The 12,829-nt window shown below is 64.6% G+C and carries 17 protein-coding genes; 14 read left to right on the top strand and 3 right to left on the bottom strand.

Annotated elements, in window-relative coordinates; genetic code table 11:
• Positions 1-2: 2 nt before the first annotated feature.
• Together spt4 and ACERI1_RS11005 are read left to right on the top strand one after the other, a co-directional pair.
• Positions 3-200 (top strand): transcription elongation factor subunit Spt4, encoded by a 198-nt coding sequence (gene spt4, locus ACERI1_RS11010; protein ID WP_092930004.1) that lies wholly within the window; start codon positions 3-5, stop codon positions 198-200.
• A gap of 5 nt (positions 201-205) precedes the next feature.
• Entirely contained in the window at positions 206-793 is a 588-nt protein-coding gene (locus ACERI1_RS11005; RefSeq protein ID WP_373618210.1) for a GTP-dependent dephospho-CoA kinase family protein, read from the top strand.
• A 110-nt stretch (positions 794-903) separates the two neighbouring features.
• Here ACERI1_RS11005 and ACERI1_RS11000 read toward each other — a convergent pair whose 3' ends face one another.
• Positions 904-2,322, bottom strand: coding sequence for an ATP-binding protein (locus ACERI1_RS11000; protein WP_373618209.1), 1,419 nt, complete (start codon positions 2,320-2,322; stop codon positions 904-906).
• 147 nt (positions 2,323-2,469) lie between these two features.
• Between ACERI1_RS11000 and ACERI1_RS10995 the strand changes: the two genes are divergently transcribed.
• The 6 genes from ACERI1_RS10995 to ACERI1_RS10970 all read left to right on the top strand — a co-directional run bounded on the left by ACERI1_RS10995 (position 2,470) and on the right by ACERI1_RS10970 (position 5,970).
• The gene (locus ACERI1_RS10995) at positions 2,470-2,841 is read left to right on the top strand and encodes a universal stress protein (protein WP_373618208.1); all 372 of its coding nucleotides are present in this window, start codon (positions 2,470-2,472) and stop codon (positions 2,839-2,841) included.
• Between the two features lie 2 nt (positions 2,842-2,843).
• Positions 2,844-3,416: an N-acetyltransferase family protein gene (locus tag ACERI1_RS10990; RefSeq protein WP_373618207.1), complete on the top strand. Its 573-nt coding sequence runs from the start codon at positions 2,844-2,846 to the stop codon at positions 3,414-3,416.
• 356 nt (positions 3,417-3,772) lie between these two features.
• Positions 3,773-4,171 (top strand): 30S ribosomal protein S6e, encoded by a 399-nt coding sequence (locus ACERI1_RS10985; protein ID WP_373618206.1) that lies wholly within the window; start codon positions 3,773-3,775, stop codon positions 4,169-4,171.
• Positions 4,172-4,200: 29 nt separating this feature from the next.
• Positions 4,201-4,638 carry a hypothetical protein gene (locus ACERI1_RS10980; protein ID WP_373618205.1) on the top strand — a complete coding sequence of 146 codons (438 nt, stop codon included), beginning with the start codon at positions 4,201-4,203 and terminating at the stop codon, positions 4,636-4,638.
• Between the two features lie 87 nt (positions 4,639-4,725).
• Positions 4,726-5,169, top strand: a complete 444-nt coding sequence (locus ACERI1_RS10975; protein ID WP_373618204.1) for a DUF5807 family protein — start codon at positions 4,726-4,728, stop codon at positions 5,167-5,169.
• Positions 5,170-5,274: 105 nt separating this feature from the next.
• Positions 5,275-5,970 (top strand): hypothetical protein, encoded by a 696-nt coding sequence (locus ACERI1_RS10970; RefSeq protein ID WP_373618203.1) that lies wholly within the window; start codon positions 5,275-5,277, stop codon positions 5,968-5,970.
• A 13-nt stretch (positions 5,971-5,983) separates the two neighbouring features.
• On the opposite strand, the gene ACERI1_RS10965 is transcribed toward ACERI1_RS10970, so the two are convergent.
• Positions 5,984-7,201 carry a DHH family phosphoesterase gene (locus ACERI1_RS10965; protein WP_373618202.1) on the bottom strand — a complete coding sequence of 406 codons (1,218 nt, stop codon included), beginning with the start codon at positions 7,199-7,201 and terminating at the stop codon, positions 5,984-5,986.
• Between the two features lie 92 nt (positions 7,202-7,293).
• Positions 7,294-7,755, bottom strand: coding sequence for a universal stress protein (locus ACERI1_RS10960; protein ID WP_373618201.1), 462 nt, complete (start codon positions 7,753-7,755; stop codon positions 7,294-7,296).
• Positions 7,756-7,884: 129 nt separating this feature from the next.
• Between ACERI1_RS10960 and ACERI1_RS10955 the strand changes: the two genes are divergently transcribed.
• The 6 genes from ACERI1_RS10955 to proS all read left to right on the top strand — a co-directional run bounded on the left by ACERI1_RS10955 (position 7,885) and on the right by proS (position 12,587).
• Positions 7,885-8,343 (top strand): universal stress protein, encoded by a 459-nt coding sequence (locus ACERI1_RS10955; RefSeq protein WP_373618200.1) that lies wholly within the window; start codon positions 7,885-7,887, stop codon positions 8,341-8,343.
• 153 nt (positions 8,344-8,496) lie between these two features.
• Positions 8,497-8,775, top strand: a complete 279-nt coding sequence (locus tag ACERI1_RS10950; protein WP_373618199.1) for a hypothetical protein — start codon at positions 8,497-8,499, stop codon at positions 8,773-8,775.
• Positions 8,776-8,828: 53 nt separating this feature from the next.
• A complete protein-coding gene (locus ACERI1_RS10945; RefSeq protein WP_373618198.1) occupies positions 8,829-9,173 on the top strand; it encodes a hypothetical protein in 345 nt (114 codons plus the stop codon).
• Between the two features lie 110 nt (positions 9,174-9,283).
• Positions 9,284-10,522, top strand: a complete 1,239-nt coding sequence (locus ACERI1_RS10940; protein WP_373618546.1) for an MBL fold metallo-hydrolase — start codon at positions 9,284-9,286, stop codon at positions 10,520-10,522.
• 82 nt (positions 10,523-10,604) lie between these two features.
• Positions 10,605-11,045, top strand: coding sequence for a hypothetical protein (locus ACERI1_RS10935; protein ID WP_373618197.1), 441 nt, complete (start codon positions 10,605-10,607; stop codon positions 11,043-11,045).
• Positions 11,046-11,105: 60 nt separating this feature from the next.
• On the top strand, positions 11,106-12,587 hold the full coding sequence (gene proS, locus ACERI1_RS10930; RefSeq protein WP_373618196.1) for a proline--tRNA ligase: 1,482 nt from the start codon (positions 11,106-11,108) through the stop codon (positions 12,585-12,587).
• Positions 12,588-12,829: the final 242 nt, after the last annotated feature.

The following is a 12,829-nucleotide window of genomic DNA, read 5'->3' as shown; positions in this document are numbered from 1 at the left end:
CCATGGCATCGAACCGCCTCGTCTGTCGCGAGTGCCACCGGGTCAACGAACCGGACAACGAGACCTGTGAGGCCTGCAACTCCTCGTCGCTGACCGAAGACTGGGCGGGATACGTCATCATCGCCCACCCCGAAGAAAGCGAGATCGCGACGGAGATGCAGATCACCGAACCAGGTGCGTACGCGCTGAAAGTCCGCTAACAGCCGTGACTCGCGACGAGACAGCCGACGAGACGCCCGCCGACGAACAGCTACTTGTCCTGCCTGACGACCTCCGCCACGAACTCAAAGCGCCGCTGGGTCCGATCGAGACCGACGCCGAGCGACTGCTCGAGGCCGTCGACGGCCCCCTCATCGCCGTCGGCGACGTCGTCACCTACCACCTCCTGCAGGCGGGTCGCCAGCCCGACGTGGCGCTCGTCGATGGGCGGACGAAACGCGAGGCCGTCGACGAGGAAATCCGCGAGGCGGTCACGACCGGCGCGAGCCTCGAGGTGCCCAATCCACCCGCCGAACTCGCCGCCCCGGTCATCCGAGCGCTTCGGCGTGCGCTCGCGGCGGACGACCCGACGACGATCCTGGTCGACGGCGAGGAGGATCTGGTCGCGCTGCCCGCCATCGTCGCTGCGCCCGAGGGCGCAAGCGTCGTCTACGGCCAACCCGACGAGGGGATGGTCCACGTCAAAGTGACCGACGACCACCGACAGGAAATGCGCGACCTGCTCGAGCGTTTCGAGGGCGATACCGAGCGATTTTGGAAGTTGCTCGAGGACGCAGAATCGAACGGCGAGTAAGACGACGGTTGCTGTCGGACAGCGGGTTTTCTCTCAATTCGGTCAGACAGTGCAGTTACTCCGCGTCGGAAAATACAGAACCCGCGAGCTACTGCTGGGCCGACCGCCCGTCAGTGATCGTGACTGTGGTCGTGATCGTGCGAGTGGCCACCGTCGCTGGCCGCGTCGCCCAGGTCGCCGCCACCGGCGACGAGCGCGTCGTGATCGCCGCCCATCATATCCATGTTCTTCAAGGTGTCGCGCTCCTCGAACTCCTCGACGGCGTCGAGGAGGTCTTCCTGGGTCAGCGTCGTGCGGTCTTCGGTCAGCGCCTCGAGGACGGCTTCCCGAAGGACCATCCGGAGGTCGCTGCCGGTCAGTCCCTGCGTGACTTCGGCGATAAGCTGCGGATCGAACTCCTCGATATCCATCGTGCGGGTGATAACGTCGAGGATGTCCGCTCGCATGCCGCGGTCGGGCTTGGGGAAGTTGATAATCTCGTCGAAGCGCCGCCAGGCGGCGTCGTCGAGCTGGTCCGGATGGTTCGTCGCGCCGATGAGCAAGACGTCGTCCTCGATCAGCGAGATGTTGTCGATGCTTTTGAGCAGGGTGTTGACCGCACGTTTGAGTGCGGCGTGTTCGTCGCTGCGGCGGGTCTTGGCGACGAAGTCGAACTCGTCGATAAACAGGATACACGGCGAGAGCCGTTTGGCGACCTCGAAGGTTTTGTCGACGTTTTTGGCCGTCTCGCCGAGATACTGCGAGGTGATCATCGAGAGCTTGACCTCGACGAACGGCAGGTCCATGTCCTGGGCCAGCGCCTGGGCGGTCGAGGTCTTACCCGTCCCTGGCGGTCCGACGAACAACAGCTTCCCGATCTCGCGCAGGCCGATGTTCGCGAGGTACTCGCGGTGTTCGATCGCCTTCGAGATCTTGTCGAGTTCGTTCTCCTGGTCCTTCGTGAGAACGAGATCGTCGAGTGAGGTCTCGACCTCTTCTGGCGCGCGCACTTCGACGAGATCGAGCATCTCCTCGTCGTCGTCCTCGTCGAAGTACTGGTTGAGCAATCCGTCGATCCAGACGCGGTCGGCCTGAATCGGTCGGTTGCGTTCGCGGGCCTCCTCGTGGCTGATGTCGAAGTCGTAGTCGTCGTGGCGTTCGAAGTACTTCGTGAGCGTCGGGTTCTCGAGCAGCCGGTCCTCGTCGACGCGCTCGGCGAACCACTCTTCGGCCATCTCCTGTTGGGCGAGGGTGATCGTGCCGGAGAACTCATCGCGTTCGGTAAACATCAGGTCAGCGATGGCTTCCCACGGGCGGTCGACACCGGTCGCCTCGCGCGCGGTCGTGGTCGTTACCGACAGCGGGCGACTGATCCCGGCGGGTTTGCGGTTGCTCCCGCTCTCCCCACCGTCACTTTCGTCGTCGACACCGCCGGTCCAGTATACGCGGCGGAACGACGGCGGGAGATCGTTCTCGTCTAACGTCCGGTCGTCCGAATACACGCTCGTCGTGAGCAGGAACTCCACGACATCGAGCGCCGCATTACTCATTCGGTCACCGTACTCACTACACATTCTTAACAGCGTCGTCATGCGTCGCGTCTGCGATGGCGTTTCACTCACGGAGACCGGTCACGATGGCGGATCGCCCGGGAAAACGGCATAACCGTTTTCGTCCATCGGCTCACAGTCCCCTGTATGAACGTGTTGCTGGGTCTCGGCGGAAGCGACGAGTCGGTGAAGACGCTTCGACGGACCATCGACCGCACGAAAGAGGTCGGCGACGACTTGACAGTCGTTATCGTCGACAAGCCCGAGTCGAAACGCTCGCAAGACGAAACGCACGACTTGGCTGTCGAGCACCTCGAGGGAGCGGGCCTCGGCGACGCCACAGTCGAAACGCTCGAGGGCGATCCCGGAAGCGCGCTCGTCGATTACGCCGAGCAAGGCGAGTTCGACGAGCTGGTTATCGGCGGCGGGACGCTGAGCCCGATGGGGAAGATCCAGCTCGGGCCGATCACGGAGTTCGTCCTGCTAAACGCCCCGACGACAGTCAAACTGGTGCGATAACGATGGTTGGATCGCGTCAGTATCCAGACGAGCCGTCCGGTCCGTTCCCCTCACCGCCGACGACGGTCGAGGATCGGGACGGACGGTCGATCGAGATCCGCGCACCGGCGGCGTTCGCCGCCGACGCGCTTGACGATGTCGTCGAGATGTACGTCGAGTTCGATCCCACCGATCGGGCACAGGGGATTCCGCCGACCGGCGAGGATCGCATCCGCAACTGGCTCGAGACGATCGCCGAGGACAGTGTCACCGTCGTCGCCTCCCACGACGGCGACGCCATCGGCCATGCGATGCTCGTCCCCGACAGCGACGATCCGGCGGCGATCGAGGAGAAAAGCGGCATCGAGTGGGAACTGGCGATCTTCGTCCTGCAGGCCTACCAGCAGGCCGGTATCGGGACGGTCCTGCTCGAGAACTTGCTGGGCCACGCCAGCGACCTCGGCATCAGACGCGTGTGGTTGACCGTCGAACGCTGGAACAATCCGGCGATCGCCCTCTACGAACGGGTCGGCTTCGAGTCGACCGGGACCGAGAGCTTCGAACAGGAGATGGCGATCCTGCTCGGCGACGACTGAGACGGGCTGCTGTCCCGTTTTCGGTGGACCCGCCAGCCAGTCGCGGCCCCGTCGCACCCACTGCCGGAGATCCGTCTGACGCTGGTGGCCGGGCGGACGGCTCGAGCGCTGCGAGAGCCGTCTAACCCGGGGGAGGGAAGGTACTCTACCGAGATCCTCCGCGAGCGAGGCCGTAGGCCGAGCGAGCGGCCTTTTTGGTCGAGATTTTTGCGTCACCGCGGGACCAAAGGTCCCGCGAGCCGTGCGAACGGGCGCGTAGTGCACGTGAGCAGAGAGCGGTGAACGCAGTGAACCCGAACGGAAAAAGGTCGGTTCCGATCGATGATCTTTTGAGCGACCGCCGTCTTCCGTCGGGCATGGCAAGTTTCACTGTCGTTGTCGGCGATCCCGACTCGGGGATGGCCTATCAGCTCGAGGCAGAGGACCAGGACGCAAACCGCTTTAGCGGCAAGTCGATCGGCGACGAAGTCGACGGCGGTGCGGTCGGCCTCGATGGCTACACGCTCGAGATCACCGGCGGCTCCGACGAGGCAGGGCGCCCGCTCAACGGCGAGGTCGCCGGGCCGAACCTGCAGGAAGTGCTGATGACCGGCCGACAGACCGGCTACCACCCCGAGCGTGACGGCGAGCGACGCCGCATCACGGTTCGTGGCCGTGAAGTTTCCGACGCCGTCGTCCAGATCAACGCCTCGATCACCGAGCGCGGTAGCGCCGACGTCGACGACCTCCTCGGCGAGGACGAGGACGACGAGTAACTCGCGCCGATTCACTCGTTTCATTTTCAATGGCTGACCGAATTGCGAGCGATCATCCATCAGTGGAAACGGTCCGGTCGACGTGTACGGAGACGGCAACCGGCGTCAAACTCGCGGTGCCGGCCGACGACCGTGATGCGTTTCCGGTCGACGAAGTCGTCCGGGTCGTCCTCGATGGCGAGGAACTGTTCGCACACGTCCAGCGAGCGCTGACTGGCGACGAACTCTCGATTCCGGGCGTCTACGAGACGCCGGACGCGGCCCGCGATCCGAGCGGCGCGACCGACCGACTCACCGCGTGGACCGACGACCACGACGTCTCTACGGGCGGCTCGGTGCTGATCGACGTCGTCGAGCCCGACTTTCTCTACGGGCTTCGCGCACCCGGCGAGACGAGCTACTACGACGCTCGAGAGCCACCAAGCGACTCCCTGAGCGAGATCGCGAAAGATCTCGAGGACCAGTAGGCTCGAGCACTCGCGCCGTCGATTCGGCGCTCGCATCACAACGGACGAATACCGCCCTTTTTCCACCTCGAGTGCCAACCAGCGGGCATGAGTGACCAACGCGAGGAGTTTCTGGCCGGCCAGCGGCCTGACGATGTCGCGCTCTTTCTGGCGGACGCGTACGTCTCCGACGACCGACTCGAGCAGTTCGGCGAGCGCGTCGACGACGGGACGCTGATCGTCATCGACGGTGAGCGGGGACGCAACGCCTTCAAAGCGGCGACCGGCACCGGCGCGATGGAGTTCGCCAAGTCCGCAATGAGTACCGAAGGCGAGATCGACGACGATCTCGCGGGCGGGCAGTGTCCGGACGACGGTGCCGACGCCGACGGCGAGCACGCAGTGCAGTACGTCTTCGCGTTCGCCGAGGAACAAAACGAGTCCGTCGGCGGTATCTACGCCAACGGTGACGTGGTCCACGCCTACGCACAGTGTACGTGTGGGACGGCGTTTTCCGATCGGTGGAACGCCTCCGACACGGCAGATTCGTAACTCGGTCGTCGGTTGCAGTCGACGCCGGACCGATCGTGTATCCGGTGTTCAGACTGGCAACTGTCGGGCGACAGCTTTTGTCACAGCATCACATAGAACCCACCGATGAGTGCGACCGAAACCCCGTCCGAGACCGGTCGCGGGTTCGGTCTCTCGAGTCGCGAAGCGCGCGTGATCGGCGGCGCGAGCGCCCTGATGGCGCTCAATGTGCTGTTGATGTACGTCCTTGTGGCGACGCCGCTCGCGGCGGTCAACGACTACTTGTTCTCGATCCCGATCGTCGGCGTGATCGCCTACGGCGCGGCGATCATTGCCGGCCAGCTGGTCGCCGAACGGGGTGTCGAAAGCGGTGACACGGGGATCGCGTTCGTCGGGATGGTAATTCTACAGTTGGCCTTCGGGGTCTTCGGGGCCGGTGTGCTTCGGTTCGCGCCTCGAGAGTCTCAGTTTGCGATCCTCGTCGTGACAGCGGGTATCGTCGCTGTGATCACTGCCGTCATCGCGGCCTACGTCTACGCCCGATCGAAGACGTTCGAACACTGGGGGACCTATGCCAACTACGCGTTCATCGGCGGTCTCGTCGCGATCCTGATCGGGACGTTCGTTGCGCCGGTGTTGCTCGCCGGCTTCGTCCTCATCTTCCTCGGCTTTCTACTCCGCCTGGGCTGGGAAATCTGGAAGGTACGCGATCAGCGGAACGCATCAGTGGCCCTACAGACGATCGGCGTCTACATCGCCGTCGCTGGCGTCTTCGTCCACGTTCTGCAGTTGGTGATGCGGTACGCCGCGTCGCGACAGTAACAGATGGAGACAGTTACGCGTCGGCGTCAGCGTCTTCTGCCGTGTCTTCGGCTGCGTCTGCTTCCGCGACGACGTCACGGAACGCATCGAGGATGACCCGCTTCGTCACGGCCCCGCGGGTCGTCCAGTGGTTCGCGTAGTCGAGCATGTCGTCGTAGATGTCGGGTTTACAGCCCGCGGCCTTGGGGTGGCCACCGCCGTTTACCTTCCCTGCGACCTCGTGGCAGCGGTCGAACTCGTCGGTGCCCCGGATCGAGGCCGAGCCGGCGGGTTTGACGATCACGGAGGCGTCGGCACCCTGCTCGCGCATCGCTTCGGCGACCTCGTTCTGCGAACAGCGGCCGTAGGTGATCCCGACCGTGTAACCGCCGATCTCGCGAAGCTCCGCCCGACCGACTGCCTGCTCGATCAGCGCCTCCTTCTCGACGCGGCGCTCGGCGATGTACTCTTGGACCCAGTCGGGCAGGTCGACGCCGTACTCGCGGACGACCTCGACGTATTCTGCGGGATCGGTCCAGTAGGCGTAGTCCGCCAGATCGTCACTGCGCGGGTCCTCGCGAAGCCAGAGGTCGTGATCCCGGGTGACTGCCGCCAGTTCCTCGTACATCAGGTTGAAGTCGTACTCGAGCGAGCGATAGACGACGTCGGCGCTACACTCCTCGTCGGAGTCACCGACGACGAGGTCGACGCCGGCGTCCCGAACTGCCTGTGCGACGTCGTCACCCCACTGGTGGTGGTCGTACCACGCGATGCTGTCTGCGGTCTCGAGGGCCGCGTCGAGTTCGTCCTCGACGTATTCGTATCGATCGGGTGCGAGGTCACAGACGAAGATGTCGATCCCCTCGTCGCCGTACTCGGCGACGCGGGCCAGCGCGTCCTCGACGTCGTGGGGACTGGCGGGGATCAACGCGACGGAATGGGGCGTCGGCTCGAACTCCTCGAGCGGTTCGTCGTCGGAAGCGTCATCATCATCGTCAGCGTCGGCCTCGTCAGCGTCCGGTTCCGGTACGTTCTGGATGTCGTCGTAAGCCTCGCGAAGCAGTGCAACGCAGGCCAGTCCGTCCGCGTCCGGGTCCGCGATGACCGCGACCTCGGCCCCCTCGAGGGCGGCTTCGGTCTGCTGCGCTTCGAGATCTTCCTCGAGCGTGTCGGGCAGGAAAAAGCCGGTCCCCGGCAGCACGGATTTGCGCGCGAGCGGCAGATCGCCGCTCTCGATGAGTTCGTCGTACATGGTAGCTGCTGGGTGTCCTGTCGGGAAGTAACCGCCGGTCTCGGGTGTCACCGAGGGAGTGTGAAACGTCGATCGCCGCGTGTCAGCGTCGATCAGGAGTCAGCAGTCGACTCGTCGTCGCCATCGGCCTCGGGATCGAGTTGTCGCACGGTCAGGACCGGAACGGGTGACGTCCGGACGATGCGCTCGGCGACGCTGCCGAGCAGCAGCCGGTTCTCGCCGTGGCGACCGCGGGTGCCAGTCGCGATCACGTCGGCGTCGACCTCGCGGGCGTACGCACAGATCTCGGCAGCGGGCCGGCCCTCGCGGACCGCGGTCATCACCTCCCGGTCGGCGCGCTCCTCGACGGTGCCGAGAGCGGCGTCGGCAGTCGTCTCGAGGGCGGTACGGAACTCGTCTTGGAGTTGCTCCGGCGAGGCGTCGACCTCGCTGGCGTCGATGACCGACAGGGCGTGGATGTCGGCATCAAAGCGGTTTGCAAGATCGAGTGCGACGTCGACGGCCCGTTTGACGCTGTCGGAGCCGTCAGTAGCGACCACGACCGTATCGAACATAGCGACGACTTACGCACCCGGTCGCTTAAACGTCCCCGTTGGGGCAGGGGAGACGGACGGCTGGTTCGCGAACACACAGCAGGCACAGCGTGGGGTGGCTTTTTTGCCACGGAACACTCACTGCCCTGTATGGATGCCAGCGAGCCGTTTACCGTCGACACCGTCCTCGCGCCGGTCGACGGCAGCGACGAGTCAGTCACCGCAGTCGAGTACGCCATCGCCGTCGCCGACCGCTACGATGCGTCCGTCCACGCTCTGTTCGTCCTCGGACGCGGCGTCGTCTACGGGCTCGATAACGGCACCGTCGACGAGGACGATATCGCCGAGACGACACAGGGGTTTTTCGACGACGCCCGTGCGCTCGCCGCCGATGCTGACGTGTCGCTTGCGACCTCCGTCGACGACGGCTTCTCGAAACTGCGGAAGATGCGCCATCCTGGCAACGTCGTCCTCGACACCGCCGATTCGATCGACGCCGACTTCATCGTCCTCCCCAGAGAACCCGTGACCGGCGCCGAGGTGGAGGTCCTCGAGGATGCCGCCGAGTACGTCCTCTCGTACGCGAGCCAGCCCGTTCTCTCGGTGTAGCTCGCGTCAGACGGACGCCCGGCAGTGGGCGCCCGGGGCGGGGCCGCGACCGACCGGCGGACCCACGCGACAGCGGGACACCAGCCCGTCGCAGTGCCTTTCGATAGCAGTTCCGCTCGAACAGTCAAGTACGTGGACTCCGTACGTCGATATGTGTTCATCGATCCCGAGCGGCTCGAGACGCGCCTGTCTGAGGAGTTCGGCGGCACGATCGGCCAGTCGCGGGTCGTCGTCCGACAGGCCGTCGATCTCGCGGATTCAAGCCAGTACGAGACCGACGTTGGAACGACGCTAACCAACGATCTCGTCATCGACGAGCTGTCGGACGCCCCCGACGGCACGCCAGCGGAGCGATGGAACTGGTGGATCGGCTCGCTCGAGCTCGCATACGGCGACTACGGACGGTTTGGGATCAGAACGTATCGGAAATAGCGGGTAGAGAGGAAGGATAACACCGATTGTCTTCCACGGCATAGGGCCGAGTAATGAGTGACCTGTCGCGACCGGTCTGGCCGGCGTATCCGCTTTCGGCGCTGGTCGCCGGCCTCGGCCACTGTTATCTCGGACGGTGGAAACGCGGCGCGATCTGGTTCGGCTGCTATGTGCTCGCGCTCGCGTTTCTGAGTGCCCGCTCGCTGCCGGGTGCGCTCGATCCGGACGAGCCGTTCGTCGTGACGGCACTGCAGTTCGACGCGGTGAGCTACGTCGATGTGGCCGTGCCGCTTGCGATCGTCCTCGTCTGTCTGCTCGATGTCTATCTCATCGGATTGACCGAGCGAACTGCTGCCCTGACGGCCAGTGCGGACGACCGTCGCTCGAACAGTTCCTGACTGCGTCGTCTACACGCCTGATCTGGGACGCCGACGCTCAGCCTCGAGTTCTGTGAGCTCTGCGTCCGGAACCAATGGAGGCAAACCGATCGAGGCCCAACTCGGTCGTCATGGACGTCCAGTTGCTAGGTGGCGCACGAGAGATTGGTCGGAGCGCGATTTGTATCGACGACACGCTCGTGCTCGATTTTGGGATGGATTCGGGAAACCCGCCGGCGTTTCCGATCGGCGACGTCGAGCCCGAGGCCGTCGTCGTCAGCCACGGCCACCTCGACCACGTCGGCTCCGTCCCGACGCTCCTGTCGGGCGACGCGCGCCCCTCGATTCACTGGACGCCGCCGACGTATGACCTCACGATGGTGCTGGCCCGCGACACGCTGAAACTCCACGGTGGGAGCTACGACTGTCCGTTTACCGAGGCGGAACTCGCACGCGTCGCGGAAGTCTCGGAGACCCACGGCTACCGCGACCCCTTCGAAGTCGCGGGCTACGAGATTACGTTCTTCGACGCCGGCCATGTGCCGGGCAGTGCGCACGTCCTCGTCGACGACGGTGACACCCGCCTGCTCTATACCGGCGACTTTCACACCGACGAACAGCGATTGCTCGACGGCACCACCGCCCGGCCCGAAGCCGACGCCGTCCTCTGTGAGAGCACGTACTCGGACGTCACGCGACCGCCACGCGAACAGATCGAACGCGAGTTTGCCGAGAGTCTGCGGACCACGATCTGGGAGGGTGGCACCGTCGTCGTGCCCGCGTTTGGCATCGGTCGCACCCAGGAGGTGCTCTGTCTCTGCGAGGAATACGACCTCGAGTGTTACGTCGACGGGATGGGCAAACGCGTCACGGAACTCTTCCTTCGGGACGAAAACCGGGACTTCCTGCGCGACCCTGGCCTCCTGCGCCGGGCGAAAGGCAACGCCCGGTTCGTCGACGGTCGCGACGGCCAACGCAGGCGGATCGCGGAACAAAACACCGTGATCGTCACCACCAGCGGGATGCTCCACGGCGGGCCCGCGATGACCTACGTGCCCGCGATCCGCACACACCCGACGAACAAGATCGCCATGACCGGCTACCAAGTCGAGGGGACACCTGGTCGCGACCTCCTCGAGACCGGCAGCGCCGAACTCGACGGTCGCGTGATGCGGGTCAGCGCACAGGTCGAGCAATATGATTTCTCTGCGCACGCGGATCGCGCGGGGCTTCAGTCGTTCATCGAGTCCTACACCGACACCCCGATCCTGGTCAACCACGGCGATCGCTGCGAGGCGTTCGCCGCGGAACTGCGCGCGGACGGCTACGACGCGACGGCGCCCGAATTGGGCGAGCGACTCACTGTCTGAGTAGACAGCGCGATCCGACCCGTCCGTCGATCCGGCACGTTCAACGGTCAGGATTTTCCCTCGAGTCGTGGTCTTCGTCCGCGTGACTGACTCCAATCCGAACGGCGGCCCCGAGACGGCCCCCGACCTCGACGACCTCGACCTGAGCGAGGCCGAGCAAGCGTCGCTTCACGACCTCCAGTTGAGTATCGAGCACGTCCACCGGGCCTACGGGACGTTGCTCGAGTTTCACCACCAACTCGGCCACGCAATGGACCGACTGGGCGACGCCGAGGACAGTCTTCGCGAAGCCGGCCACGAGGCGTGGGCGAACGACCTCCGCGACGACCATCTCCCGGCGGGCGCGATCAGCGACCAGTGGACGTTCGAACTCGTCGAGGAGTTCTCCGACGAGTTCCTCGATGACGTCGATGCCTTCGAACGCGAGGTCAGAGACGAACTAGCGGACGGCATCGATCACGTCACCGAACGCCAGCAGAAGCGCCAGTTGCGCGAACGCGCCGCTGACGTCGATCGCGACTAGTCGCCCAGTCACAGGTGGCCTTCGCATGGTTTAAGCCTGCGCTGCCTGCATATCGACACAATGAGCGACGAGAGTCAGGAACTCGGGATCACCGAGTCGAAATCGCACAAGCCCGGCGAGTGGTACGCCGAGGTCGTCCAGAAGGCCGGCCTCGCGGACTACGCGCCGATGGGCGGATTCATCGTTACGAAGCCCCGCGGCTACGCCCTCTGGGAGGCCATCCAGGATGCCCTCGACGGCTGGTTCAAAGAGACCGGCGTCGACAACGTCTACTTCCCGATGTTCATCCCCGAGAGCTTCCTCGAGCGGGAAAAGGACATCGTCGAAGGATTCGACCCCGAAGTCGCGTGGGTGACCCAGGGCGGTCACGACGAACTCGAGGAGCGCCTCGCCGTCCGACCAACCAGTGAGTCGATCATCGCGCCGTTCATGGCCGACTGGACCCGCAGCCACCGCGACCTGCCGATGCGGCTCAACCAGTGGTGTTCGGTCGTCCGGTGGGAGGCCACTGAGACCAAGCCCTTCTTCCGGACGAAGGAGTTCATGTGGCAGGAAGGCCACACCGCCCACGCGAGCGACGAAGGTGCGTGGGAGGAGGTCTGGACCCGGCTGGGCCAGTACGAAAAGGTCTATGAGGACGTGCTCGCGATTCCGGTCCTGCGCGGGAAAAAGCCCGAACACGACAAGTTCCCCGGTGCGGATACCACGACGACCGTCGAGGCGCTGATGCCCGACGGCAAGTCCGTTCAGGGCGCGACCAGCCACAACCTCGGCCAGAGCTTCGCCGAGGCGTTCGACATCACGTTCGCCGACGAAAACGAGGACGAACAGACGGCCTACACCACCTCGTGGGGCCTCTCCTGGCGTGCACTCGGCGCGCTCATCATGACCCACTCCGACGATCAGGGGCTCGTGCTCCCGCCGACGGTCGCACCCACCCAGGTCGTCATTGTCCCCATCTGGCAGGAAGACACCAAAGACGACGTCCTCGAGTACTCCGAGAACATCGCCGCCGACCTCGAAGAAGCCGGCTTCCGCGTCGAACTCGACGACCGCGACGAGCGCAACCCCGGCTTCAAGTTCAACGAACACGAACTCAACGGGGTTCCGCTGCGACTCGAGATCGGCCCCTACGAGGTCGAAGACGAGGAGGTCACACTGGTCCACCGCCCGGACAACGAGGAAACCGTCGAGGATCGCGCCGAGATCGTCGACGCCGTCGACACGCATCTCGAGGAGATCTACGACAAACTCTACGAGGCGGCCGCGGAGAACCTGGACGAAAACGTCCGCGAGGCCCACAGTCCGGAGGACATTCTCGGGACGATCGGCAAACACGGCGGCTACGTGAAGACGCCGTGGTGTGGCGACGAAGCCTGCGAGGAGGCTATCAAAGAGAAGATCGCCGCCGAGATCGTCATGCAGCCGCTGACCGACGAGGGCGGGACGACAGCGGGTGAGGTCCCCGAACCCGAGGTCGACGAGTGTGGCGTCTGTGGCGATCCCGCAGACGAAATCGCGTACTTCGCGAAGTCGTACTGATCGGGCCCCAGTTTCGGGTGTCCCAACTGCGGAGTTTCGAGTCGTAGCTTGTCGGTTTTCGAGACCGAGTTGAGGGGCTGATACGGTCTGCTGTAACGAGTTACCGGTGCAACCGCGACCGTCCTGCGGTTGCACCGGAAATGACTGACAGTAGCGTCAGCGTTCGCTGTCGGTACTCGAGCCGACACCACCCCAAAACAACACATCAGTGACAGCTCCGGTCGTAATCACTGCGGGGCGGC

Source organism: Natrinema sp. HArc-T2, from assembly GCF_041821085.1.
Taxonomy (GTDB): Archaea; Halobacteriota; Halobacteria; order Halobacteriales; family Natrialbaceae; genus Natrinema.
This window is presented reverse-complemented; position numbering and strand designations above follow the sequence as displayed.

Bases quoted from the DNA above. Each gene is read 5' to 3' on its own strand.
- ACERI1_RS10985 (WP_373618206.1), top strand. From the start codon at position 3,773: ATGGCAAGTTTCACTGTCGTTGTCGGCGATCCCGACTCGGGGATGGCC.
- ACERI1_RS10975 (WP_373618204.1), top strand. From the start codon at position 4,726: ATGAGTGACCAACGCGAGGAGTTTCTGGCCGGCCAGCGGCCTGACGAT.
- ACERI1_RS10995 (WP_373618208.1), top strand. From the start codon at position 2,470: ATGAACGTGTTGCTGGGTCTCGGCGGAAGCGACGAGTCGGTGAAGACG.
- ACERI1_RS11000 (WP_373618209.1), bottom strand. From the start codon at position 2,322: ATGAGTAATGCGGCGCTCGATGTCGTGGAGTTCCTGCTCACGACGAGC.
- ACERI1_RS10980 (WP_373618205.1), top strand. From the start codon at position 4,201: ATGGCTGACCGAATTGCGAGCGATCATCCATCAGTGGAAACGGTCCGG.
- ACERI1_RS10990 (WP_373618207.1), top strand. From the start codon at position 2,844: ATGGTTGGATCGCGTCAGTATCCAGACGAGCCGTCCGGTCCGTTCCCC.
- ACERI1_RS10970 (WP_373618203.1), top strand. From the start codon at position 5,275: ATGAGTGCGACCGAAACCCCGTCCGAGACCGGTCGCGGGTTCGGTCTC.
- ACERI1_RS10965 (WP_373618202.1), bottom strand. From the start codon at position 7,201: ATGTACGACGAACTCATCGAGAGCGGCGATCTGCCGCTCGCGCGCAAA.
- ACERI1_RS10940 (WP_373618546.1), top strand. From the start codon at position 9,284: ATGGACGTCCAGTTGCTAGGTGGCGCACGAGAGATTGGTCGGAGCGCG.
- ACERI1_RS10955 (WP_373618200.1), top strand. From the start codon at position 7,885: ATGGATGCCAGCGAGCCGTTTACCGTCGACACCGTCCTCGCGCCGGTC.
- spt4 (WP_092930004.1), top strand. From the start codon at position 3: ATGGCATCGAACCGCCTCGTCTGTCGCGAGTGCCACCGGGTCAACGAA.
- proS (WP_373618196.1), top strand. From the start codon at position 11,106: ATGAGCGACGAGAGTCAGGAACTCGGGATCACCGAGTCGAAATCGCAC.
- ACERI1_RS10945 (WP_373618198.1), top strand. From the start codon at position 8,829: ATGAGTGACCTGTCGCGACCGGTCTGGCCGGCGTATCCGCTTTCGGCG.
- ACERI1_RS10960 (WP_373618201.1), bottom strand. From the start codon at position 7,755: ATGTTCGATACGGTCGTGGTCGCTACTGACGGCTCCGACAGCGTCAAA.